20 protein-coding genes are annotated in these 26,164 nt (G+C 54.5%); 2 read left to right on the plus strand and 18 right to left on the minus strand.

The features are described 5' to 3' along the window. Window positions 1-4: 4 nt before the first annotated feature. The 11 genes from dprA to betT all read right to left on the minus strand — a co-directional run bounded on the left by dprA (window position 5) and on the right by betT (window position 12,924). A complete protein-coding gene (dprA, locus tag GP473_RS05465) occupies window positions 5-1,297 on the minus strand; it encodes a DNA-processing protein DprA (protein ID WP_186276673.1) in 1,293 nt (430 codons plus the stop codon). Between the two features lie 98 nt (window positions 1,298-1,395). Further along, entirely contained in the window at window positions 1,396-2,970 is a 1,575-nt protein-coding gene (locus tag GP473_RS05470) for a YifB family Mg chelatase-like AAA ATPase (RefSeq protein ID WP_246394701.1), read from the minus strand. A gap of 27 nt (window positions 2,971-2,997) precedes the next feature. Further along, on the minus strand, window positions 2,998-3,363 hold the full coding sequence (locus tag GP473_RS05475) for a YraN family protein (RefSeq protein ID WP_185769922.1): 366 nt from the start codon (window positions 3,361-3,363) through the stop codon (window positions 2,998-3,000). Window positions 3,364-3,499: 136 nt separating this feature from the next. Then, window positions 3,500-3,808, minus strand: coding sequence for a DUF2469 domain-containing protein (locus GP473_RS05480; RefSeq protein ID WP_025402900.1), 309 nt, complete (start codon window positions 3,806-3,808; stop codon window positions 3,500-3,502). Between the two features lie 63 nt (window positions 3,809-3,871). Next, the gene (locus GP473_RS05485; protein WP_246394982.1) at window positions 3,872-4,522 is read right to left on the minus strand and encodes a ribonuclease HII; all 651 of its coding nucleotides are present in this window, start codon (window positions 4,520-4,522) and stop codon (window positions 3,872-3,874) included. Window positions 4,523-4,604: 82 nt separating this feature from the next. Then, on the minus strand, window positions 4,605-5,417 hold the full coding sequence (lepB, locus tag GP473_RS05490) for a signal peptidase I (protein ID WP_185769924.1): 813 nt from the start codon (window positions 5,415-5,417) through the stop codon (window positions 4,605-4,607). Window positions 5,418-5,577: 160 nt separating this feature from the next. Beyond that, on the minus strand, window positions 5,578-5,919 hold the full coding sequence (gene rplS, locus GP473_RS05495; RefSeq protein ID WP_151902925.1) for a 50S ribosomal protein L19: 342 nt from the start codon (window positions 5,917-5,919) through the stop codon (window positions 5,578-5,580). A 207-nt stretch (window positions 5,920-6,126) separates the two neighbouring features. Continuing rightward, window positions 6,127-8,511 carry a Tex family protein gene (locus tag GP473_RS05500; RefSeq protein ID WP_185770708.1) on the minus strand — a complete coding sequence of 795 codons (2,385 nt, stop codon included), beginning with the start codon at window positions 8,509-8,511 and terminating at the stop codon, window positions 6,127-6,129. 10 nt (window positions 8,512-8,521) lie between these two features. Then, on the minus strand, window positions 8,522-8,965 hold the full coding sequence (locus GP473_RS05505; RefSeq protein ID WP_185769925.1) for a hypothetical protein: 444 nt from the start codon (window positions 8,963-8,965) through the stop codon (window positions 8,522-8,524). 77 nt (window positions 8,966-9,042) lie between these two features. Next, a complete protein-coding gene (locus GP473_RS05510; protein WP_185769926.1) occupies window positions 9,043-10,608 on the minus strand; it encodes an aldehyde dehydrogenase family protein in 1,566 nt (521 codons plus the stop codon). 108 nt (window positions 10,609-10,716) lie between these two features. After that, window positions 10,717-12,924 (minus strand): choline BCCT transporter BetT, encoded by a 2,208-nt coding sequence (betT, locus tag GP473_RS05515; protein WP_186276674.1) that lies wholly within the window; start codon window positions 12,922-12,924, stop codon window positions 10,717-10,719. Between the two features lie 546 nt (window positions 12,925-13,470). On the opposite strand from betT, the gene betA reads away from it, so the two are divergent. Continuing rightward, entirely contained in the window at window positions 13,471-15,267 is a 1,797-nt protein-coding gene (gene betA, locus GP473_RS05520) for a choline dehydrogenase (protein WP_390625308.1), read from the plus strand. Window positions 15,268-15,318: 51 nt separating this feature from the next. Here betA and trmD read toward each other — a convergent pair whose 3' ends face one another. The 4 genes from trmD to rpsP form a co-directional block, all read right to left on the minus strand. Beyond that, a complete protein-coding gene (gene trmD / locus GP473_RS05525) occupies window positions 15,319-16,182 on the minus strand; it encodes a tRNA (guanosine(37)-N1)-methyltransferase TrmD (protein ID WP_185769929.1) in 864 nt (287 codons plus the stop codon). A gap of 20 nt (window positions 16,183-16,202) precedes the next feature. After that, window positions 16,203-16,784 carry a ribosome maturation factor RimM gene (gene rimM / locus GP473_RS05530; protein ID WP_185769930.1) on the minus strand — a complete coding sequence of 194 codons (582 nt, stop codon included), beginning with the start codon at window positions 16,782-16,784 and terminating at the stop codon, window positions 16,203-16,205. A 27-nt stretch (window positions 16,785-16,811) separates the two neighbouring features. Further along, on the minus strand, window positions 16,812-18,155 hold the full coding sequence (gene gdhA / locus GP473_RS05535; protein ID WP_185769931.1) for an NADP-specific glutamate dehydrogenase: 1,344 nt from the start codon (window positions 18,153-18,155) through the stop codon (window positions 16,812-16,814). A gap of 364 nt (window positions 18,156-18,519) precedes the next feature. Then, window positions 18,520-19,017, minus strand: coding sequence for a 30S ribosomal protein S16 (rpsP, locus tag GP473_RS05540; protein ID WP_185769932.1), 498 nt, complete (start codon window positions 19,015-19,017; stop codon window positions 18,520-18,522). A 190-nt stretch (window positions 19,018-19,207) separates the two neighbouring features. Between rpsP and GP473_RS05545 the strand changes: the two genes are divergently transcribed. Next, window positions 19,208-20,848: a protein adenylyltransferase SelO gene (locus GP473_RS05545; RefSeq protein WP_185769933.1), complete on the plus strand. Its 1,641-nt coding sequence runs from the start codon at window positions 19,208-19,210 to the stop codon at window positions 20,846-20,848. A gap of 76 nt (window positions 20,849-20,924) precedes the next feature. Here GP473_RS05545 and ffh read toward each other — a convergent pair whose 3' ends face one another. From ffh to ftsY, 3 genes are all read right to left on the minus strand, one after another. Next, window positions 20,925-22,511, minus strand: a complete 1,587-nt coding sequence (gene ffh, locus GP473_RS05550) for a signal recognition particle protein (RefSeq protein WP_185769934.1) — start codon at window positions 22,509-22,511, stop codon at window positions 20,925-20,927. Window positions 22,512-22,968: 457 nt separating this feature from the next. Beyond that, the gene (locus GP473_RS05555) at window positions 22,969-24,312 is read right to left on the minus strand and encodes an ammonium transporter (protein WP_185769935.1); all 1,344 of its coding nucleotides are present in this window, start codon (window positions 24,310-24,312) and stop codon (window positions 22,969-22,971) included. Window positions 24,313-24,613: 301 nt separating this feature from the next. Further along, complete coding sequence (gene ftsY / locus GP473_RS05560; RefSeq protein WP_246394702.1) at window positions 24,614-26,155, minus strand: signal recognition particle-docking protein FtsY; 1,542 nt, start codon at window positions 26,153-26,155, stop codon at window positions 24,614-24,616. Window positions 26,156-26,164 lie beyond the last annotated feature (9 nt).

The following is a 26,164-nucleotide window of genomic DNA, read 5'->3' on the forward strand; positions in this document are numbered from 1 at the left end:
TTGATCATAGTTGCCGAAGGTCTTTTCCGAGAACCTTCACCCAGCGTTGACCTTGGCGGTCAATCACCCCCTTCTCCCTCAACAATCTCAACGCCACGACAATCACCTGCGGAGCAAGACCGGTAGCCTGCTGAATATCCTCCACAGTGCCCGTAGTATCCGTTACTACTCCCACGGCATCGTACACTGCTGTTTCCTGCCAACTCAGCGAAACAGCGTGCCCCTGCCCTCCAGCCGTGTCCTCGTCCCACAGGGTCATACTGCGCCCCACCGGTTCAATCGCATTGACCACATCTGCAACAGTGCGCACCAGAGCAGCCCTTTCTTCCTGAATCCTCAACAGACACCCCTGGCTGGCGGCACTATCAATCGGCCCAGGCACAGCTAAGGTAGGCTTCACCATCGCCTCTGCCCAGTTCATCGTGTTCATTGCGCCGGAACGAATAGGCGCTTCAACCATCACTGTGGCTTGACTCAATGCCGCAGCTAAACGATTACGTGTGAGGAATCTGTGCCGTGCCGGTGGAGTTCCAGGCGCATATTCACTGATTAGTAGCCCTCCGGAGTCCACAATGCGATCAAACAATTCCCGGTGTTTTTTGGGATATGCCACATCCACACCACTTGCTAATAAAGCAATGGTGGGCGCACCGTTATCTAATGCAGCACAATGTGCTTGTTTGTCAATGCCATAGGCTCCCCCTGACACGATTGTGTAACCTCGGCCTGCAAGTTCAGAGCACAACTGATACGCCGTATTTCGCCCATAGCGCGTGGCAGCACGCGTACCAACGACGGTCACTGAGTGCTGGATCACTGTCGCGAGATTTACCTCTCCCCTCACCCATAGTGCAAAAGGCGCTGATGCTTGTCCTCGAACTCCCGCCTCATTGTCCGCTCCTGCATCTGCCATTCTTAGGAATGCTTGCGTGAGTTCACACGGCCACTCATCACTATCGGGAGTGAGTAAACGCATTCCACGCTGTTCGGCTTGCTCCACATCGCTTGTAGGATCATAATTCCATCGACGTTCAGTGGTCATCAGCACTCTGTCAGGCAATGACGTGTCACGGCGGTAAATTCTCCGAGCCACCTCAACCACACGAGCCGAGGCCCTGTCTTTGCCCATCGGTTGACTACCGACGCACCCACCCTCTCGAGCGCTCCAACCCGCAGAGACCTCGTCATCGCTGTGAGGCCACAATAAATCCAATATTTCTGGAGTACTTCCTTCGACCACCCTGCGCAAGTACGCCCACGCAAGAACTCGCGTGCGTCCTGAATCCGCTGCGTCCATTGTTCGTATTCCCCCGTCTTACTCTCTTAGCTCGTCACTAAACGTCGCATTGATAACTCGTCTCTGAACATGCGCTACAGCTCGTCTCTGATCATGCGCTAGAGCTCATCGCTAAACATATCCACAGCATCCAGCACATCCTCAGTGGACGGTATCGCGGCGTCGCGTAAATCGCACAATGTCCAGCTAACCCGCAATGCTCTGTCCACACTGCGCTGAGATAGTCTTCCCGAACGCAAGAGATCCTGCAAAATGAGCATTCCCGACTCCTCAGCGGGATAATCTCGCCGCAAGGTCTTCCCTGGCACAGTCGCGTTCAACCAGGAACAATTGCTGCCTTGATCCTTGTCGACGCCCGACCATCTCGCCCTAGCCCTATCGTGAGCCTGGAGTACCCGCTGTCTAACGGTGGCTGTTGTCTCTTCTTTCTCGTTGGTAAGCAAGGCCAGACGGTTGCTCCTCGTGCGCGCAAACACGTCAATTCGATCCCGTAATGGACCCGAAAGCCTCGCCTGGTAGCGAGCACGATCCCCTGAACGGCACGTGCAATCCACATCAGTTTCCGCACCACATGGGCAGGGATTCGCTGCACAGACAAGCTGAAATTGAGCCGGATACATTACGCTCCGCTTATTTCGTACGAGCTCTACACGCCGAGTTTCCATGGGGGCACGCAGGCTATCGAGCACAGGACGAGAGATTTCCGCCACTTCATCCAGAAAAAGAACCCCGTGGTGAGCAAGACTGATCGCACCGGGTAATGGCCGTGCTCCTCCACCGATAAGTCCAGCGACCGTCACAGTGTGATGCGGAGCCACAAACGGACGTTGGCCACGAAATATAGACTCTAAATCTCCGCGCATCCCGGAGACAGAATGAATCGCCGCCGCTTCCACAAGCTCCTCCTGACCCATCGGCGGTAACAGCTGTGGCAAACGCTGAGCCAGCATAGACTTTCCTGTCCCCGGTGGCCCCGATAGCATCAGTGCGTGCCCGCCCGCCGCTGCCACTTCTACCGCTTTACGAGCCTCTGGTTGAGACACCACGTCGGCAAAATCCATGGTCGCGTGAAATCCCCCACCGCGTGAAGGCGCATCCATTCCTGCCCCCGTGGCCCCGCCTAGATCCGCAAGTTCCACGTACTCAGCTGCTGTTAACAATTTTCTGTCGTTGCTCATCCAGTCAACAACCTCACGCAGATTCTCTGCAACCAGCACATCAACACCGTCGGTTAACCCAGCAGCCTGAACTCCTTCCACTGCATTGTCTGCGGGAATGAGAGCGCGCTTGAGACCTCTACTACCCGCGGCAACAATAATGGGGAGAATTCCTGGCACCGGCCGTAAGCGCCCATCCAGTCCCAGTTCCCCGACCAACACTGTGTCCTTCACGCATTCCTGTGCCACGGGGCTTTTATTCCGCGCAACAAGCATCGCGCAGACCATTGCTAAGTCATAGCCCGCACCTGCTTTGGGTACTCCCGCCGGAGACAAACTCATCACCACTCGCTGGCCTGGCCATTGCAATCCGGAATTTGTTAAAGCCGCGCGCACCCGATCCCTCGCTTGGACAACAGCTGCGTCTCCCATACCAATCACACTGATTCCCGGAAGTCCTAAGGCCACGTCGCACTCCACCCGTACGACCAATCCCTCCAGGCCTTCTAATGCCATGGAGAGTGTGTATCCCACCCCCATTCTTTACAGCACCCCTTCCAAGTGATGCCGTATCCCTTCGGGTCCTACGTCGATAACGTCAAAACGCACGCACGGATATTCGTTCCGAGTACTGCTGATCCGTGGTCTGTTCTGCTGCATCCATAACGCGCTAGCTCGCTTCATTTTCTTGAGTTTTGCGGGTGTGACAGCGGCGAGACCCCCACCAAACTTCGTGGACGAGCGAAACTTCACTTCAAGGAAGACAAGGAGTCCTTCTGCAGTCTGTCCCACCACATCCAACTCACCATAAGGGCACAACCAATTACGTTCGAGGATTGTCCAGCCCTTGTCCCTCAAGAAGGAGACTGCTACATCCTCACCTCTATTACCTATGTCCTTCGTGGTCATAGCAATCCCACATGCTTCGTTGTCATAAGGAGACAATCGCATATCTGCACTGGTAGGCGCCGGTTCACAATGAGTGCCTCTATGCAAAAAGGCCAGGAGGTTGTGGATAACTCCTGGCCTGTGAAAAGAAAAAATCTTAGTTGTCTGGTAATTGCAGTTCGGGCTTGTCCAGCTCCTCAATATTGACGTCCTTATAGGTGATCACGCGAACATACCGCACAAAACGCGCTGGTCGGTACATGTCCCACACCCATGCGTCAGACATGCGAACTTCGTAATACACCTCTCCGCCAGAGTTGCGAGGGATCAATTCCACAGCGTTCGCTAAATAAAAACGCCGCTCTGTTTCCACCACATATGAAAACTGGCTCACCACATCGCGGTACTCGCGGTACATGGACAGTTCGACATTTGCCTCGTAGTCGTCCAGCTCTTCAGCGCTCACGTGAGCTCCACAACCTTCCAAAAAGTCTCGACTTTGCTGACCGGGCCATCGTCATGCCCGGTATCAGAATAATGACAGGTCACTCTGCATAGCTTCATATTGTGCCTGAGCAGCCGCCACATTTTTGTAAGTGTATCGGTGATGAGGCGTTCCGCCACGCAGACTCACCGCGCGCATATGATCCGCCGTTCCATAGCCCTTATGGTTTGCCAGACCATAACCGGGATACTGCTCATCCAGAGCAATCATGAGACGGTCGCGGCTAACTTTAGCCAAAACACTCGCTGCACTAATACAGCGCACAACCTGATCACCCTTCAGCACGGGTAAATGAGGTTGCACCAAACCTGGGATTCTCATTGCATCCGTGAGGACATAGCCAGGTTGGACAGAAAGTTGCGCAACAGAGCGACGCATACCGTCGAGATTAGCAGGCTGAATACCGCGTCTATCGATCTCCGAGGCCAAAATATGCACCACCGAAAAACTCAATGCTGCGTCGCACACGATGTTAAAGAGCCGTTCGCGCTTTGTAGGAGATAATTTCTTCGAATCGGTGAGTTCGTCCAACTCCGCTATGGGATGTGCAGGCAAGACGCACGCAGCGATGGTTACAGGACCGCAACAAGCACCCCGACCGGCCTCATCCACCCCCGCAACTGGGCCAAGACCCACCCTCTCCACGGCGTGCTCAACCGTGCGAGCATGGGGCATCACGCGCAGAGCTCTACGCACTACAGCGGCGGGATGATCCGGAGAAAGCATATAGAAACGAGGCGAACGTGACCCCAGAGCCCTACGCAGCGCCCTGGTTGTCCACGGAATCAACACTGCCGATCCGGCTGAACGGCAAGACAATCGACTCAACACGTCCGACCACGTTGGCTACTGGAATTGTGCCCTGGTTTTCATCTCCCATGTGACCACGAGAGTCCAGAGAATTAGTTCGGTTATCACCCATCAGCCACAAGTTGCCGTCCGGAACGGTAATGGGGCCAAAGTAGTCGCCACCACAGGCTTCCGAACCAGTAGCTGGATTCACTGGATACTCCGGCTCGGGATTGATGTAAGGCTCGTTGAGTTTCTTTCCATCAACCATCACACCCGGATCGCCTTCCAAGCACTGTACCGTCTGTCCCCCAGTGGCAATCACACGCTTGACGAGGGTGTTCTCATCGGGAGCTAGCAAACCGATGTAGCTCGCACCATTTTGGATGCCTCTCAGGGCGTTGTTTTTCGAGCGTTGGGAAACGTACTCTGAGTTCCAGGATTCCTCTCCTACGAACACAACTACGTCACCAGGCTTCGGTGTTTTTCCACCGAGATAAGCCATCTTGTTCACAAAAATACGGTCAGGAGTGCAACCGGCACACCCATGCAGCGTTGGTTCCATGGACTCAGAGGGAATCAGGTACAGGCGACCCACAAAAGTGTTAAACGCACCGAGAATCAGCAGTGTGACCACAACAATGATCGGAATTTCCACCCACCAGGGATAGGTCTTCTTCTCTTTCTGCTGTTTCTTCTGGGCATGGCGTCCACCGCCATGCTTGGGAGCATGTTGTTCCGATGAGTTATAGGCGGAATTCGCCGAGCTGCTAGAAGTCACAAAGAATTAGGCTACCAGCCCCTCGAGCTTTTTCATCCACACCACGTCTGTGAGGTTGCTGGGCATTGCGGTTATCACACGAGAAAACCCCCGCATCCACACCGTATTGGTGAATGCGAGGGCGTAGCAATGCGTTATATGGCCCAAACTGGGCGTTTCTTTAGCGCTTCTCCTTGATCTTCGCAGCTTTACCGCGCAGGTTGCGCAGGTAGTACAGCTTAGCGCGACGAACCTTACCGCGAGATAGTACGTCGATGTGATCAATGTTTGGAGAGTGCACAGGGAAGGTGCGCTCAACGCCGATGCCGAAAGAGACCTTGCGGACAGTGAAGGTCTCACGAATGCCAGAGTTCTGGCGACGGATAACGACACCTCGGAAAACCTGGATACGGGACTTAGAGCCCTCAATAACCTTTACGTGTACATCCAGGGTGTCGCCCGGGCGAAAGTCTGGAATGTCGGAACGCAGCTGAGCTGCATCAACCTTGTCTAGAATGTGCATAGATTGAATCCTTATGTACTCGCCTGGATAGAGGATCCTCGCGGCTTTTCGTACCAAATCACGCGCCCACGGGTTCATACCCACAACTGATTAACTTGAGTAGTATGCCAGCCTAAACAACACGAGGCAAATCCGCCATGCCACGGGATAAAGATGACTCTCGGTGTGGACTCATCGCCGTTCACGTGCGCACATGTCCATCCTGAACTAATGCCCAAAGCCTGCCTTGCGCAGTGCCTCCGCCATTGATCCGCCCGCTGGTGCTTCGAGTTTCGTCCGCCTACGAGAGGTGGCTTGGCCTCGGGCTCGATTTCCCCGCCCGCGGAGTTTATGTCCACCGGAACGCTGGTTAGGAGCATCCTCTCCACTTCTCGACGCAGATGTTCTTGACCCAGATGGTGCCTTTTTCGTAACCGCTGAGGCTTCGTCACCTAATCGCAAAGAAAGACTGATCCGATTCCGCTCCACATCAACATCTATAACCCGCACCCTAACCACTTGTCCCGAGGAGACGACGTCGTGCGGATCGTTAACGTACGTGTCACTCATAGCTGAAATGTGAACCAGCCCATCGTGGTGAACTCCTACGTCCACGAACGCGCCAAAGGCTGCAACATTTGTGACCGTTCCTTCAAGAACCATGCCGGGGACGAGGTCGGTAACCTTCTCCACCCCATCGGCTAGTGACGCGGTCTTGAAGCTAGGACGTGGGTCTCGTCCGGGCTTATCCAACTCCGACAGCACATCCGTCACTGTGGGGATGCCGAACGTCTCATCAGCGAAATCTGCTGGATTAATTCCTGCAAGTACTGCGCTATTTCCGATGAGATCGGGCACTGGCAAGCCGGTGACATCAACAATTCTGTGAACAAGAGGATAGGCCTCCGGATGCACCGCTGAAGCGTCCAGTGGATCAAGTCCCTCGCGAATGCGCAAGAAACCCGCTGCTTGTTGGAAGGCTTTCGGGCCAAGACGGGGCACTTTTAATAACTCCTTACGAGACTGAAATGCCCCGTGCTCGTCACGAAACGCGACGATATTCTCTGCCACAGTCTGGTTCACCCCCGCCACCCGCTGGAGCAGTTGAGTGGAGGCAGTGTTCAAGTCCACACCCACGGAGTTCACGGCATCCTCCACCACGATGTCCAGCTCAGCAGCAAGCAGAGTTTGATTCACATCGTGCTGGTACTGACCAACACCGATGGACTTCGGATCAATTTTTACTAACTCGGCTAATGGATCTTGAAGACGGCGGGCAATCGACACGGCGCCGCGTAATGCCACATCCATCTCTGGAAATTCCGTCGCCGCAACTTCTGACGCGGAATAGACGGAAGCTCCAGCCTCGGAAACGATCACGGCCTGCGGTTTTTTGGCTCCTGCAGCAGAGACGAGCTCTGCCACCTCACGGGCTAGTTTCTCCGTTTCCCGCGACGCCGTGCCATTGCCCACGGCCAACAACTCCACATGATGCACCGCAACGAGTTCAGCCAAAATGGTGCGCGCATGTTCCCACGCGGTGGTACCGCTGTGGGGATAGACGATAACCGTATCTAGTACTTTTCCAGTGGCATCCACGACGGCACACTTCACACCGTTGCGATAACCCGGATCAAGCCCCAGTGTCGCGCGCTGTCCGGCAGGAGCTGCCAAAAGAAGGTCTTTCACGTTGCGGGAAAAAACTTCCACCGCTCCACGATCAGCCTTCTCTTTAAGTTTCATCCGCACGTCGACTGCAGAACTCACAGACAGCTTCGTGCGCCAAGCAAAGCGCACACACTCTGCCCGAAATTGATCCGCCTTGTCTCCCCGCGGAGTCAGTCCCCCATCTTCAGCGATAATGTGCTCAAAAAACTGATCGTTGTCAGTCGTGCCGTGCCCATCACCAGTAGAAAAACTGACGTGAAGCACACCTTCTTTTTCTCCACGTAGAAGCGCGAGAATGCGGTGGCTAGGTAGAGCGTGGAAGGGCTCCGAAAAATCAAAGTAGTCACGGTATTTCGCTCCGGCCTCTTTTTTACCGTCCACCACACTCGAGCTGGCATAGCCGCGGGAGAAATACTCCTGACGTACACGACCCACAATATCCGCGTTCGTAGCGAGATCTTCGACGACAATGTGACGAGCGCCGGTCAGTACAGCACTGGCGTCGTCGAAACCTTCGGTGAGGAATTGAGCAGCTAACGCCACCGGCTCCTCATCGACCCCCTCCAGCAGCTGCCGAGCCAACGGCTCCAAACCAGCCTCGCGGGCGATCGAGGCTTTCGTGCGGCGTTTCGTCTTATACGGAAGATAGAGATCTTCAAGCCGAGCCTTCGTGTCTACTGCCAGGATCTCACGCTTAAGCTCATCGGTGAGTTTGCCCTGAGAGTCAATGGATTCCAGAACAGTCGTCTTACGATCTTCCAACTCACGAAGATACTGAAGTCGACTTTCCAAGGTGCGGAGTTGAGAATCATCCAAGCCACCAGTCATTTCCTTGCGGTACCGAGCAATGAAAGGAACGGTATTCCCTTCATCCAGCAAAGCGATCGTCGCCACCACATTCTTTTCCGCAACACCGAGTTCTTCAGCAATCGTCTGGGCAATCATTCCGCTCATGTTAGCGCGGCTCATTCATCCGACAGACGATGGGGACCGCGAGATCGCACTCTCGCAGCCGTCCTGCTCTCGTCCCGCCGTACCACAAAGCCTCGCTTCCATCTGGTGCGGATGGAAGAGACGCAGCGATCCTTGCAGTCACGTCACTGAATCTCGCACCTGCCGGTGCCGTGACCCCCACGACGATACGGTACAAGCTTTCTGCCATCGGTGGTTTTTCGAAGCGCTGTTCATACTCGGTGACAAGAATGTTGTCAGGTGCGCAGCCAGCGTGAATGTCCGCGACGTGGACACCCACATCGGTATAACCTTGCTCCTTCAGCGCTGTCGCTATCGCACGCACAGCGCCATCGGTCTCAGACGAACGCATGAGCACGGTGATATCGGCTATGTAAGCCTGTCGCGAGGTATCCGTCAGCAACCTTTCAATTTCATCATTGGACATCTTGCTACTCTCCGCACTCTATGGCTCTTTCAGCTGCTCTGTGAGAGCAAGCGTCATGCGCCGAAAACCACCGTGGCCTACCCCTTGAACTGCCCTGTCACCGAAGGCGCCAAATTGGTGTAGACGTGCTTGAGTTCTTGGTATTCAGCCAAACCAGTTGGCCCTAGCTCACGTCCGTTACCGGATTGTTTCATACCTCCCCACTCTGCCTGCGGAAGATACGGGTGGAAATCATTAATCCACACAGTGCCATGACGAAGCCCTCGGGCCATGCGCTCTGCCCGCCCAATGTCGGAGGTCCATACTGCGCCGGCAAGACCGTACTCCGTGTCATTGGCGATTTTTATTGCCTCGGACTCGGAGGTGAATGTTTCGACCGTGACCGCCGGGCCGAAAGCTTCGACGTGCACGCAATCCATATCACGGGTGCAACCATCAATCACTGTAGGTAGGTAATACATGCCTCGGGTGAGGTCGGTCTCACCAGTTGCATGCCCCGACTTGTTATCTTCCTCCGTTGGTACACGCCCTCCGGTGAGAATTTGTGCCCCTTGCTCACGAGCCTGGTCGACATAAGCCGCGACCTTGTCACGATGGTCCTGGGAAATGAGAGGACCGGTCTCAGCTCGCGCATCACGTGGACCGCCGATCTTGATCTGAGACGTACGCCGCACAAGTTCTTCCACAAACCTGTCATGGATCGATTCCTCCACAATCAGGCGGGAGCCAGCTGAGCACACTTGGCCAGAATGAAAAAATGCGGCGCATAAGGCGTTGTCTACAGCTGCCTCAAAATCTGCGTCGGCGAAAATGACATTAGGATTTTTACCACCCAACTCCAGCGCCACACGTTTGATAGTATCCGCTGCATTTTTAGCGATGATCCGGCCGGTGGCAAGGCCTCCTGTGAAAGAGACCATGTCAACATCAGGATGAGTCGATAGTGGATTGCCGCATTCCGCACCGGCTCCGGTGATGAGGTTGGCGACGCCATCGGGCAGCCCCGCCTGGGCAAAAACGTTCATCAGCATCATCGCGGTATGCGGAGTCAGTTCTGCTTGTTTAAGAACAAACGTATTTCCCGCGGCAATGGCAGGTGCTACCTTCCAACTAACTTGCAGCAGGGGGTAATTCCACGGGGTAATCAATCCGCAGACACCAACTGGTTCAGCGTCGATGCGGGAACGTACTTCGGAATCAGCAGGGTCGACTACTCGCCCCGCATGATGCGGTGCGAGGGTTCCGAAGTAGTCGAATGCATTGGCAATGTCATCCATATCAGCCAAGGACTCGTCGAGGCGCTTACCTGTATCCGCAGACTCAGCGCGAGCGAAAATCTCCTTGTTTTCGCGGATAATCTGTGCGACGCGTAAAAGTATTGCTCCTCGCTCCTGTGCGGGAACCGCTACCCATGTCCCAGAGTCGAAAGCAGCGCGAGCCGCCGCAATAGCTCTTTCCGTATCGGCCTCACTCGCCTCGGAAACCTCGCCTACGACAGAGCCGTCAGCCGGGCACACGATGGTGCGGGTCTTTCCATCGGCAGCAGCCTCCCAGCGCCCATTAATGTAGAGGGACGCCGGAGCCGCGCCCGAGTGTACGCCCTTGAGTAATTCACAGGTTGTCGGGTCAAACAAATGAGTCACAGTCGTGTTTCTCCTAGAACATGAAAACAGTTGACGTTGATTTCTCTATCCGTAGCGAAAAGGCATGCAGTACAGCAGAAATTGAAAGCTCACACCGCACTAAACAGCCTACGCATCTTCAGACCAGTCTCGAGCGGGGGCGGCCCCATCGGTCATGTCGGAAGCACCAGGAAGATCACGCTGAATGTGCAGGAATTCCAAATGCCGTTCATAGAGGTCGAGCACGTTGTTAATAAGCTGTTCCTGCGAATATCCACATACGTTGTAGCCGAGAGACCCATTTCGGTCGAAGACTTCTAAACGGTAGTACACAGAGTCGTCGCTGGTGCTTCGTGTAAACGACGGCACTGGGTTTTCAATTGGGTAAATCTGGTAACGGAAATCGCGTTCGTCCCCGAGACTTACGGTCAGATCCAATTGCCCGACCGGCATGCCTACAACCTGTGAACTTACTAGTACAGCATCAATACCCTGTTTCTCGAGTTCATGAGTGACTTGCTCTAGGGCTGGGCGCGCTACATTATCCAGGTAATCTTGTGCCCGTTTCGCACTTGGCCAGGTAGCAGCTCTGCTGAGTCGACGACGCCAGTGATGAGCCCCATCGCCGCCCGTACGACCTGACATTGCCCCGTGAAGAGAAATAAGACGAGCATCAGCTTGCACCGTTTCAAGCCTAAACGAACGGATGAGTCCAGCCATCACCAGGTACATCACGAAGGCAAAAGGAAGTCCCATGACAATCGTCGCAGATTGAACTGTCGACACCCCGTCAATTTGTAGGAGCACCACAGTCAATGCTCCGACTAGCACGGACCAGAAAATGCGGCTCGTTTTTCCTCCGTCTTGGCGGGAGTCAGTGATCTTGGAGGTGAAGTTCGATAGCACCAAAGCCCCAGAATCAGCCGAGGTGATGTAAAGCAATAACCCGATGAGAGTTGCCAAACCAATCAAAAAAGTGCCACCCGGATGCAGACCCAGAAGATCATAGAACCCCTGTTCCGGAACAGCCACGGTAGTCTCCCCAAACTGCCTATTTCCTCCGTTAATGATGAGATCCAGCGCAGAGTTACCGAAGAAACTCATCCAAGCCAGAATAAAGAAGAAAGGAATAGTCAGTACTCCGAAGACAAACTGGCGTAGAGAGCGTCCGCGAGAGATACGTGCCAAGAACAAACCTACGAAGGGTGCCCATGCTACCCACCAGGCCCAGAAGAACAATGTCCAGCCCGACATCCACTCGCTGACAGCTGCTTTGTCCTCGGCATAGGCAAAGGTATCCATCGTCATACTTGGAAAACTGGCGAGGTAATCTCCAATATTCATGATTAACGCATCGAAGAGGAATGCAGTCTTTCCGGTCACGACGATCCACACCATGAGTCCGATTGCCAAATAGACATTAATCTCGGACAGCAATTTGATGCCTTTGTCCACTCCGGAGACCGCAGATGCGGTCGCGATAGCGACTGAAAGTACAACAAGGCCGATCTGAGAACCTACCCCGATTTCGATACCGAACATCAAATTTAGGCCGTAATTCAGTTGAACCACGCCAATACCTAGCGAGGCGGCAATGCCGAAGACTGTACCGAGCACCGCGGCAATGTCCACCGTATTACCTATCGGCCCGTGTACGCGCTTTCCGATCAGCGGATATAAAGCGCTACGGATCGCCAGGGGCATATGTAAGCGGTAGGCATAGTACCCAAACGCCATACCCATCAGCGCATACATTGCCCAGCCGGTGATTCCATAGTGAAATAACGCCCAGACCACTGCTTTCTTGGCAGCTTCACGACTTTCCGGTGCCATGTCGGGTGGCATGAAATATTGTGTCACGGGCTCGGCAACGGAGAAGAACATGAGATCCACGCCAATGCCTGCGGCAAACAACATAGCTGCCCACGAAAAGAGCCGAAACTGCGGTCGCGAGTGGTCTGGCCCCAGCCGTAGCTTGCCATGCTTTGACATCGCTACCCATAGGACAAATCCCACCACAACAGTGGCGGTCAGAATGTAGAACCAACCGAGATTCGTGGAGATCCAATTGGTCACGTTCCCAAGGACAATTTCTGCATTATCTTGACCCAACCACGCCCACAACACCACCGCCAACACGCCCAGCGCGGAAATGGCGAAAACTGGCCAATTCACCTTCGGAGCACTGACCTCCCCTGGGGTATAGGATCCAAAAGAACCTGCTCTATAGGAGCCAATGATCACTTCAGGTGTGATCTCCTTGCTCTCGGAGTCTCCATTGGCACGGGATTTCTCGGAGAACGTCGCGGCACCGAAGCCATCTTCTGATCTACTCATGCAATTCTCCTTCTGCTCATGCAATTGTTTTCTTTCATTACTCAACCTCGCATTTCACTCAATCCCACGCATTTCTCAAATAAAATTTTCAGAGCAGACTAACCTCGTTGACACGTCGACAGCCAACCTCTCAGCGGTGTCCATTATCCATATTTTTCCTCACATGGAGAATCTCGATCCATCTTCTCAGCCTCAACAACCATTAGTTATTCTCACCCTGAAGCTTTCCTCTACGAAACCCCTTTATGCACGTCAAGCCGCTAAATGATACACTCGTGACACCTAGCTCGAGGTAGTTTGATCGGTCAGGGTGACTAGCTACATTGATCTTGCAGATTGCTGCTACGGCCATCCAACGGCTAGATAAGACAACCTCTATTGGGTGACTATCTCCCCTATTGTTCCTCCAGCTCCTTTCGCTTATTTGCTGGCTTATAAGGAGCACAAAGGCATGAGATTAGAGCACCCTAATGAACCATAATGCGCAGTTAAGCGATGCCATACTTACCCAATCGGTTGGTCGTGTCCGAGTCATGTTCGAAAGGGATGACGCATTTGTCCATCAAGGATTTTATTTTTAAGAACCTCAAGAAGAATGACGCCAATGGTGAGATCATCTACGATCGCCACCGCGATGTCGTCATTGTCGGTGGTGGTTCTGCCGGCTCCGTCATGGCTCGCCGCATGTCCGAAGATCCAGACGTTAGCGTCTTGGTTCTCGAGGCTGGACGCATGGATGCGTTCTTCGAACTGTTTTTGCATATGCCTTCCGGTTTCTCTTTCCCGATTGGCAATAAGCGTTATGACTGGATGTATGAGACAGAACCCGAGCCAGAGATGAACGGCCGCCGCATCCCCCATGCACGCGGCAAGGTCTTAGGAGGCTCCGGTTCTATCAACGGCATGATCTTCCAGCGGGGTAACCCTATGGACTACGAAAAATGGGGTGCTCTACCCGGCTTAGAAAATTGGGATTATGCGCACTGCCTTCCGTATTTCAACAAGATGGAGACCGCTAAAGCTGCGGATGCCCGTGACCCCCGCCGTGGACACAACGGTCCACTGTATCTTTCCCGTGGACCTGCTACCACTCCCCTCTTCCAGTCACTATTCAAATCTGTGCAAGAGGCTGGTTATCACATCACCAACGATGTCAACGGCTACCGGCAGGAAGGTTTTGCCCCCTTTGACCGCAACATCAAGCATGGGCGCCGTGCTTCCTCTGCCCGTTGCTATCTTCACCCGGTGAAGAACCGCAAGAATCTGGATATCTGCACCAAAGCATTCACTACACGTGTTCTTTTCGAGGGAACTAAAGCGGTCGGCGTGGAATACGAGTGGAAGGGCAACACCCGGCGAGTCACCGCGGACAAGGTGATTCTCTGTGGAGGTGCCATCAATACCCCTCAACTGCTGCAACTGTCTGGCGTCGGTCCGCGGGCATTGCTCGAAGAACACGGCATTCAGGTCGTCAAGGATCTTCCTGGAGTGGGTGAGAATCTCCAAGACCACTTAGAGGTCTATATCCAGTATGAAGTGGATACCCCATACTCATCTCAGCCCTATCTGCGAAAATGGCGCTGGCCTTTTATGGGACTGCAGTGGCTACTCACCGGTAGGGGGCCTGTCGGTACCTCCCACTTCGAGGCTGGCGGCTTTGTCCGCTCTAATGATGACGAAGACTACCCCAATCTCATGTTCCATTTCCTTCCCATGGCGGTGCGCTACGACGGTACGCCAGCCAAGGTCAAGCATGGATTCCAGTGGCATGTTGGCCCTATGTTCTCAGACACAAAGGGCTGGGTCCGTATCCAATCTGATGACCCCCATGTGAAGCCAAAAATGCTGTTCAACTACTTGCGTACGGAACAAGACCGCCGTGAGTGGGTCGAAGCAGTGCATAAAGCACGGGAGCTCATGGACACTGATGCCATGGCTGAGCATGGAGCCCGAGAGTTTTCCCCGGGCCCCGCTGTGCAATCCGATGAGGAGATCCTGGAGTGGGTGCGTAATGATGGAGAAACCGCTCTTCACCCTTCATGTACCGCAAAAATGGGTCCGGCCGACGATGAGATGGCGGTAGTCAACCCGGATACCATGGAGGTGCATGGCACTGAGGGTCTCTACGTTGTGGATGCCTCCGTTATGCCCATCATCACCAACGGCAATATCTATGCACCCGTGATGATGTTGGCGGAAAAAGCTGCGGATCTCATCCGCGGTATCACGCCACTGGAGCCCATCCATCTGCCCTGGTACCAAGCCAAAAAGGACATGCCTCTCTACGCCGAAGGTGAGGCAATCCGCGATCACGTCAATGCTATTCCCGGCGCTGATTTCTAGAGGATATCCACAAAAATCTTCTCGCCGGCTCTAGCCCTCCTCTCCTCGGGACTATTCCTCGAGGGGAGTTCCGGCATCCAAAACCTGTTGGTCGCGTTTAGTGAGCAGCCCTGCTTCCTGTGCAGCCTCCAGCAGGTCGGGTCGGCGTGCCGCCGTTTTCAGCAGTGACTGATCACGACGCCACCTTTCCACCTTGCCATGGTTGCCACTGAGTAACACAGCTGGCACATCCAGCCCCCGCCACCGACGCGGCTTGGTGTAGCTTGGCCCCTCCAGCAAACCATTTTGGAAACTATCGTCCTGGTGGCTTGCTGCGTTGCCCAGCACGCCCGGGATCAGGCGCACTATCGCCTCAACCATCACGAGCACCGCGACCTCCCCACCGATGAGGACATAGTCGCCAATGCTCACCTCCTCGACGCGGTAGGTGTTTGCGGCGTCGTCAACCACTCGCTGATCAATCCCTTCATAGCGCCCGCAAGCAAACACCACGTGCTTCTCCGTCGACCAACGAGCCGCCATGTCTTGTGTGAACGGCACACCAGCCGGAGTCGGCACTATCAACAGCGGCTTCGTAGTTGGGGATTCCTCGCCGAGCCGGGGTGCAGCGGCGTCGGAAGAAGAGGTCCCCAACAATCGATGGGGAACCGAGGAAATCAAGTCAGAACAACTCGCTGCCGGCCCAGTGCCCGCAGCGACATCATCCAATGCTGGCCCCCATACCGAAGGCTTCATCACCATGCCTGGCCCGCCGCCATAAGGACTATCATCTACTGCCTGGTGGACATCGCTAGTCCACTCCCGCAGGTTGTGTACACCAACCTGAATAATGTCCTGTTCGATAGCCTTGCCCAATAATGCATGGCGCAGTGGCTCAAGGTATTCGGGGAAGATCGTCAACACATCTAGGCGCATCTAGTTAGCCCCTCCATAGATTAAAGCTCAAGTAAACCATCTGGCGGTGTGATCACTACTGCCTCATTGTCCAGATCAACAATGGGGACGATGGCATGACGAAAAGGAATAAGCGCTGTGGAACCAGCGGAGGGGATGTTGGCATCGGCGTCAATCGCAACTTCGAGAGTCGTACCAGCGGGGCCATGCATCACACCGCTAATCACACCAATGTCTACGGGTTCTGGTTGTGCGCCCTCATATGCGCGCGCACGCGCGGTTGCCTCATCTACATTGCCCACGGTGAGAACACGCAGCCCTTCGAGCTCGTGATCGTAAAAAGACTCATCGTCATCATCGACGATCGGTTCTGCATAGAAGCGTACGCCCCGGAGGGACTCTGCCTCCGTCCGATCCTTAATCTCCTCCGCGGTCAGCAGCAAACGACCCTGATGAGGGCGAGTTGATTTAATAGTCAGACTGATCTCTTTACCAGCGTGACGCCCCGTGAGCACCTCACCGTTTTTAAACCGCACCTCGGGGTGATCAGTGGTGACCTCCACCACGATTTCCCCACGTACCCCGTGGGGTTTGATGACTCGTCCGATCTGCAGTTCAACCATGCAGGTCAGTTTAATTCACCCGGGAGACTAGATAACACCCTGGGCTAACATTGCGTCTGCGACCTTGCGGAAGCCAGCGATGTTAGCTCCAGTGATGTAGTCACCAGCTACGTCGTATTCTTCAGCGGTGTTCTTGCACGCCTTAAAGATATTGCGCATGATTCCCTTGAGGCGCTTATCCGTGTACTCGAAGCTCCACGAGTCACGCGATGCATTCTGCTGCATCTCCAATGCAGACGTGGCCACACCACCAGCATTGGCCGCCTTACCTGGGGCGAAGTGGATCTTCCGCTTGCGGAAAACCTCAATAGCTTCTGGGGTACATGGCATGTTCGCGCCCTCCGCAACGAACTTCACACCATTGTCAGCTAAGAGCCGGGCGGACTCTCCATCCAGTTCGTTTTGAGTAGCACACGGCAGAGCCACGTCGGCCTCAACTTCCCAGATGTTGCCACCTTGAACAAACTTCACACCGTCAGTTTCCTTAGCGTACGTTGATACTCGCTCGCGACGCTTTTCCTTCACATCTTTGAGCAGCTCAATATCCACTCCCTCAGGGGTCGCAACGTACCCGGAAGAATCAGAAAACGCCACCACAGTTGCGCCCAGTTCTTGGGCTTTCTCCATCGCATAAATGGCCACGTTGCCTGAGCCTGAAACGATCACCTTCGCACCGTCCAAGCGCTGATCGGTGGCGGTCATCATTTCCTGAGTGAAGTACACCGTGCCGTAACCAGTAGCCTCCGTGCGCACCAATGAGCCACCCCACTGCAAACCCTTACCAGTGAGTACCCCAGACTCATGACGGTTATGCATGCGGCGGTACTGACCGAACAGGTAGCCGATCTCGCGTCCACCTACACCAATGTCGCCAGCTGGCACATCCACTTTGTCACCGATATGGCGGTGCAGTTCAGTCATGAAGGACTGGCAAAAGCGCATGATTTCGCGGTCAGATTTGCCCTTCGGGTCGAAATCGGAGCCACCTTTACCTCCACCAATGGGCAACCCCGTCAAAGAGTTCTTAAAAATCTGTTCAAAGCCGAGGAACTTGATGATGCCTAGGTTCACTGACGGGTGAAACCTCAGACCACCCTTATAAGGGCCTAGGACAGAGTTAAATTGAACACGGAAACCACGATTGACTTGGACATTACCAGCATCATCAATCCAAGGAACACGGAAGATAATCTGGCGTTCCGGTTCGCACATCCGTTCAATCAAACCGTCATTGGCGTAATAATCATCCTTCTGCAGGACGTACTTGAGACTCTGCAGTACCTCCGCAACAGCCTGGTGGAACTCAGGTTCACCGGCATTGCGCTGCAGAATCTGCTCGTAATAGTGGTTGACGGTCTGCTCGACGTTCACTGCGACTCCTTACACAAACAAGAAAATATGCTGACCCACTCAACAGTGAGCCGGTGATGCTTTCAACACTAACTGTCGGGAAGAAAACAACATAGTTTGGCGGGGGTGACGTTTTCGTCAACGCAACAGATCAAGCGTAGTAGAAAGATCGGACACAGCAGGCAAATAAACCCCGGGAGGCGGCCAGGATACGGCTGATTACAAAAAGACGAAACACAGAAAATCCGCCACGCCCGCAAGCATGCGGTGAACCGTGACGGATTGTTCTTAGTGGATATTGTGCCGGTCTCAGCCGGGGGATGATCCGGAACTCACTGGCGTTAACGAGCGCGCCCAGGCCAGACCCAGGGTGCTCGCCGGGACATTACTCCTCGGAAGACTCCCCAGCCTCGGACTCGGACTCCTCAGATGCCTTCTCTTCAGCTTCGGCTTCGGCAGCTGCTTCAGCTGCGGCCTTCGCCTCTGCCTCTTCCTTAGCCTTGCGCTTCTTCTCAGTGATGGCCTCAGCGGTTGGGCCGTCAGCTGCCTCAGCAAGAGCCTCGTTGAACAGATCCAACTTGGACTTCTTCTCTGGCTGAGGTTTCAGCGTTCCCTCTGCACCATCGAGACCCTTGAACTTCTGCCAATCACCGGTCACCTTCAACAGAGCCAGGACAGGTTCGGTTGGCTGAGCACCTACACCCAGCCAGTACTGAGCACGCTCGGAGTTGATGCGAATAACGGATGGGTCGTAAGTTGGCTGGTAGATGCCCAGGTTCTCGATAACCTTGCCGGAACGACGGGTACGAGCATCGGCAACAACTACGCGGTACTCAGGGGTACGGATTTTACCCAAGCGCTGCAGTTTGATCTTAACGGCCACAATTGGCTCCTTTTCTTGGTCACTGGGCAGTTCAGACACTCCCCACACGGAACGCGGAAAGCCGGTTCAGCCCTTACTTTTATGCTGCGCGTGACCACCGGTCGACCGTGGTCGATGACGGTGTTACACAGACAACCCGAACAATACTAGTCCACACTGTTGTTTTCCCCAAACCGCTACAGTGGGCATCATGTCAACCGCCAGTGCCCAGACACCACCGCAACTCACCTCACTTTTTGCCGATGCGCTCCCCGACCTCGCCGCCCCGTGGTCTCCTGTTCCTTTTTCCAACGCCACGCTTCTCATCCTCAATGAGAACCTCGCACGCGATCTGGGTTTCGATCCGCAATGGTTACGCAGCGACGATGGTCTCCGGTTCTTGCTTGGCGAGTCGACCTCAGGGCATTCCGGATCGATATGGCCTCACCCGGTCTCCCAAGCGTACTCAGGCCATCAGTTTGGCAATTTCTCCCCCGTACTCGGTGACGGAAGGGCAGTACTTCTGGGAGAGGTAACCGTTGAGCAATCAGACGGGGCCACAGTTGCAGTGGACATCCATCTGAAAGGAACCGGCCGGACACAGTTTTCTCGCGGCGCGTCAGACGGTCGCGCCTGCCTTGGGCCCATGTTGCGCGAATATCTGGTGAGTGAAGCTATGCACGCGATGGGAATCCCAACTACGAGAGCACTGGCGGTCATATTAACCGGTGAAACAGTTCTACGGCGCCGCCCTGAACCCGGCGCGGTATTAGTGCGGGTCGCTCGATCCCATCTCCGCATCGGATCTTTTCAATACGCGCGCATGCTGTGGGACAGCAAACCGCAGGTTCTCACCGACCTACTGGACTTTGCCCTATCCCGGCATCCCCTACGTTTTTCTTCTCTTTCCGGATGTTCCCCTGAGTATCCCCACGGACAACCATCGACAAGGGATGAGGATCGCTCACTCGGTATGGAAGGTACCGCGCTGCATTTGCTGGATACAGTCGCCCGCGCACAAGCCAAGCTTATGGCGCAGTGGTTATGCGTAGGATTTGTTCATGGCGTGATGAACACCGACAACGTCACGATATCTGGCGAAACTATTGACTACGGCCCATGTGCCTTTCTCGACGCATTTGATAGCTCCACCTGCTTTAGTTCCATAGACGCCCAGGGTCGCTATGCCTTCGGCAGACAACCACACGTCATGCTGTGGAATCTCCAACGCTTCGCGGAGGCACTCCTTCCACTCATCGGCCAGCAAACCGGCGTTACTGCTGCCGGTGCTGTCGATAAGGCCAACAGCATCTTGCTCCGCTACCCCGAGTACTTCTCGCATGCGTGGCAATCCGGCATCGGAACTGCTTTGGGCTTAGCTCCCATTCCCACCAATCGCTCCTCAGATACCACCGCTCCGCTTTCAGCGTCTCAGGTATCTGTGATTGATGAGTTCATCGCACAACTGGAAAACTCCCATGCGGATCTCCTCCACGTGCTCAATGCTCTCGCACGTTCTCTCCTAGAGACAGGAGAAAAGCGGAAGGCTCATTTATCGCACACGCCGCTGAGCACACGGTGGATTGAACGGTGGATCTCCCACAATCCAGATCCTGAACTGATGCTTCGTACTAATCCCGTGTACATCCCGCGTAATCACCTCGTGGAGGAGGCACTCAGCGCCGCTGAATCTGGTGAAATGGAGGCATTCCACAAGCTCCTAAAAGCTGTCACCGAGCCTTGTGAAACGCCTGGGCAGATCAGAAGTGGCGTCGATAAGGAAAAGGAGAGCAAATACCGAGAAACCGCACCGAAAACCGACGCACCATACATCACCTACTGTGGCACGTAACCAAGTGTTGCACGTAGGCTTCCGGGAAACCTGCCGGTTCGTATACGTCTTTTGAATGACGTTCGTTGTCTGGTGGTTACTTCTTGCCGAAGCCCATTTTCCCCAGATCGATATTTTCAAACCCAGGGGGCAACTGCTCCTGCATTTTCTGTAAATCTGCCATAGATGGCATGCCACCACCAGCTCCGGGCATGGCAGGCATTCCTGGCATACCCTGCGGCATCCTTGGCTGAGTAGGACCCCGGCGCTTAGCGTTCTTCCCCTTCTTGCCTTTCTTACCTTTACGGTGGTTCTTCTGCTTCTTCGTGAACGACGAGCCACCCATGCCCATCTGGCCCGCCATCTTGCCCATCATCTTCTTCGCCTCAAAGAAGCGCTCAACGAGCTGATTAACCTCCGAGACAGAGACACCAGAGCCATTGGCAATGCGCTTTCGACGAGAAGCATTGAGAATCTTCGGATCCTGACGCTCCGCTGGCGTCATACCGCGAATAATGGCTTGAATGCGATCCAGCTGTTTCTCATCGACCATGTCGGCGATTTTGGACATCTGTGAACCGCCCGGCAGCATCTTCAAGATGTTACCCAGCGGACCCATGCGACGGATCATCATCATTTGCTCAAGGAAGTCTTCCAACGTCAGTTCGCCGGTGGCCATACGCTCCGCAGAGCTCATGGCCTGTTCCTGATCAAACACCTTTTCCGCTTGCTCAATGAGGGTGAGCATATCGCCCATACCCAGGATGCGGTTTGCCATGCGGTCGGGGTGGAAGACATCAAAGTCCTCGAGCTTCTCACCCGTCGAGGCGAACATGATCGGCTTACCCGTCACCTCGCGGATGGACAGCGCGGCACCACCGCGGGCATCGCCATCCAACTTTGTGAGTACAACACCAGTGAAGTCCACACCATCGCGGAAAGCTTCTGCGGTAGTCACCGCATCCTGACCGATCATGGAGTCAATGACGAACAACACCTCGTCTGGCTCCACTGCATCGCGAATGTCACGAGCTTGTTTCATCAGCACTTCATCGATACCGAGGCGTCCGGCGGTATCAATGATGACGATGTCGTGCTGGGTACGGTAGGCCTCTTCAATGCCCGACTGAGCAACAGCCACGGGATCACCGTGGCTGGTACCCATCTCATGATCCAGAGTTTCCAAGGAAGTTCCAGGATCCGGTGCGAATGTGGGAACCCCTGCACGTTCACCGACGATCTGCAACTGCTGCACCGCACCTGGACGTTGCAAGTCACAGGCGATCAACATCGGCGTATGCCCCCGCCCAGCTAGATGCTTCGCCAATTTACCGGCCAAGGTAGTTTTACCAGCACCCTGCAAACCGGCCAGCATAATGATGGTAGGTGGCGTCTTTGCGAGGGAAAGACGCCGAGTTTCACCACCGAGAATCTCAATGAGTTCCTCATTAACAATCTTGATGACCTGTTGAGCCGGATTCAGAGCCTGTGAAACTTCCGCGCCTGTCGCACGTTCCTTGATGCGCTTGATGAAACCGCGCACTACCGGCAGAGAAACGTCAGCCTCCAGGAGGGCAAGGCGGATCTCCCGGGCTGTGGCGTTAATGTCTTCTTCGGTCAAACGACCCTTGCCACGCAGACCTTTAAGAGCGCCTGAAAGGCGATCGGAAAGCGACTCAAACACGCTGTGAAGTCTCCTTGGTTCAGCTTGTTGAAACTCAATCTCTTTCCACACGCACGCACGCGACGCACACACGAGGGAACACTACGGCGCGAAAATACTACGCGCTAGCTTCTGTCTCCCCCACCTTACAGGGCTTATGGCTTCTTCCCCGACTTCCCCTCACCCCTGTTTTCTCCGACGCTACTCCACTCGCACCCAGCGAACCCTAGTCGCACGAACCGGTGACACCAATAGCAGTAACCCCACTAGCAGCAGCCCGGGACATCCAATGGCGCCGGCACACGATAAATCACCGAGCCAGTTAAGCTGTAATCAGCAACTGGACTCGGTGGGAAAGCGACCTGCAGCCTTTCATCATTACTCACTATTTTCTTATGTGAACAGTGAGCGGATCAGAGGATGAGAGATAAGGAACCGCGAGAAAGACCCATCGACGCTACGGGATTGAAGCCACGGGTTAGACGGTCGTGTTCGCCGGAGTGACATCGTCACCGTAGTGGTATGCGGACTCGCCGTGGTGAGATGTATCGATACCCAACTCCTCGTCCACGCCGCGGATACGCCAGCCCATAGCTTTCTTCAAAATCAGTCCGATAACGGTCGTCACAACGGCGCAGAAGATAGCAGCACTCAGGGCGATAATAATCTGCACAGCCAGTAACTTCGCACCTTCTACCCCGCCGCCAACGAACAGCCCACGATCAGTGGCAAACAGGCCACAGGCAATGGTGCCCCACGTACCGGCAACCAGGTGCAAACCCACAACATCTAACGAATCATCGAACTTGAAGCGGTACTTCATAGCGACGCCAAACGCTGCCAAGATACCTCCAATGAACCCTGCGATCAGCGACGTCAGTGGGTTGAAATCGCCAGCTGCTGGGGTGATCGTGACCAGACCCGCAACCAGACCGGAAGCAGCAGCCAAGGAGGTGCTTCGTCCATCACGGATGCGCTCGACTAGCAACCAACCAAGCATCGCGGCACATGTTGCTGCCGTCGTATTAACCCATGCAAGCCCAGCCACCCCATTAGCGGCAAACGCAGAACCACCATTGAAACCAAACCAGCCGAACCACAGCAGAGCCGCGCCCAACATCACCAGCGGCAGGTTGTGAGGCTTATCCTCTTTTTCCATGAAGCCGCGCGACTGGCCAATGATTAGAGCCAGGACGAGACCCGCTACACCGGCATTAATGTGGACGACGGTACCTCCAGCAAAATCAATTGGAGCAACGGCAGCAACGGTTTCTCCCCCCTCTTCAGTGGTGCCGAAAATCATGGAGGAAATGGAATTCTCGGAGTGAGAAAGCAAACCGCCGCCCCAGACCATGTGTGCCATAGGAAAATAAGCAAAAGTTACCCAGAGAGCTGTGAAGGTCAACCATGTGGAGAATTTCACACGGTTGGCCAGCGATCCAGAAATAATAGCCACCGTGATCATGGCGAAAGTCAGCTGGAACGCTACGTCAATGATGTTCGCGTAACCATTGGCACCGACAATGTAGTTGCCTTGCGCATCCATGATGCTGTCTTTCAGCCCAAAAAACTCCAGAGGATTAGACAGAATGCCTGCAAAGGACTGCGTGCCATAGGACATCGACCAGCCCCACAGGACGTAAATCACGCCGACGACACCCATCGAACCAAAGGACATCATCATCATGTTCAATGCGGATTTCTGCCGACTCATGCCTCCATAAAACAGCGCAAGCGCCGGTGTCATAAGAAGCACCAAGGCGGCGCTCATCAACATCCATGAAGCATTGCCACTGGCTGCGGTTACTTCCTCCGGGGACATTTCTCTCTCCTTTAAAATAAAGTTGTCTTATAAAACAACGATGTCTTACGGAGAGTCATTTAAGCGAGGCGATGTTTCATAAAAACATCGCCTGAGATTACTGGCTCATGAATTGAGCCAGACTTATGTTTCTCAGACGTAACCAAGCCGGGCGCTTCGTTTCAAGAATGTAACGCAGAACTGCAGCGGTGGCAGACACACCATCACAGAAGAGCCGAGCACCCACATAAAACAACAGTGATCGGCTCCCCTTCCGTGCAGGCCTGCCCAAGTCATACAGACTAAAACGATTTGTGCAGGCCTATCCAAGAAGGGCGTCGACGAAACTCTCTACTTCAAATGGCGCCAGGTGGTCTGCCCCCTCGCCCAGACCGACGAGCTTCACCGGAACACCAAGTTCCTCCTGCACTTGGAACACAATGCCGCCCTTTGCAGTGCCATCCAGCTTGGTAAGAACCACACCGGTAATGTCAACAACCTCTCGGAAAACACGTGCTTGCATGAGGCCGTTTTGTCCCACGGTAGCGTCCAACACCAGCAGAACCTCGTCAACGGTGGCGCGTTTCTCCACGACGCGCTTCACTTTACCCAGTTGATCCATGAGTCCAACGGATGTGTGAAGACGCCCAGCTGTGTCAATCAACACCACATCGGTGCCATCATCGATACCCTGCGCTACTGCATCGAAAGCAACAGAAGCCGGATCGGCGCCTTCTGCGCCACGAACAGTTTTCGCTCCCACTCGGCGCCCCCAGGTTTCCAGCTGATCCGCAGCAGCAGCGCGGAACGTGTCAGCTGCGCCCAGAGTTACACTGTGTCCCATGCCGATGAGAACACGGGACAGCTTGCCAGTTGTGGTGGTTTTACCGGTGCCATTGACACCCACGACCATGATGACCGCTGGTTTTCCGTCATACGGCATGGCCTTGATGGAACGATCCATTTCTGGTTTACACGCCTCGATCAACACCGAACGCAACATTGCGCGTGCTTCAGCTTCGCTTGACACTCCATTCACGGCGATGCGTTCGCGGAGAGCGTCCACCACATCCAAGGTGGTCTTTGTTCCGAGATCAGCCATGAGCAGGGTATCTTCGATTTCTTCCCAGGCATCCTCGTCGAGATTTCCCGCGGAAAGAATGCCCAATACGCCGCGTCCAATCACGTTTTGCGATTGAGATAAACGGCCACGCAGCTTACCCATTCGGCCTTGAACAGGGGCGATCTCATCCTGAGAAGCGTGGCCTACTGTGGTGTCCTCCTGAGGTAATTCAGGCTGCGCTTCGGCGTCCGGATCACGATCCTCCTCGGGCGAAGTTCGCAGTGACGTTTCTTCACTGCCCTCACTGCCTTCGACGGGCACCTCAACGGTTTCATCGACCGTATCGTTCAGTTGTTCATCCGTGGAACGCGGTTCTGCGGGAACTTCTGGCTGAGAGTCAGGTTTAGGATCAGTGTGAAGTCCTGAATTATCAGCGGATGGTTTGGTCTCCCCCTGGGTGAGTACCGCTTCAGACTCCGGAGCAGTTTCGCTTTCGCGTGGAGCCTGTGGTTGCGGCTTCAGTTCCTGGTTCTCGCGCAGTTCTGGCTGTTCATGCCCGTCGGTTGAAGGTTTGGTGATTTCGACGCCACCAATGGTGGTAGTACTACCAGAGGTGAAGTTAAAGCCTCCTTGAGCCTTGTAATTGCCTGACGAAGGCTTGGCTTGTTCAATCTCCTCCTTCTTCTCAAAAGAAATCTGCTTCGACTTACTACGCCGCAGGCCGAAGAGAATGATGAGCAAGGCGATAAGCAAAACTGCTACTACGCCAAGGATGATCCACATAAGCGGTGATAAAGACATACCCCTAGT

The organism is Corynebacterium anserum, from assembly GCF_014262665.1.
GTDB classification, from domain to species: domain Bacteria; phylum Actinomycetota; class Actinomycetes; order Mycobacteriales; family Mycobacteriaceae; genus Corynebacterium; species Corynebacterium anserum.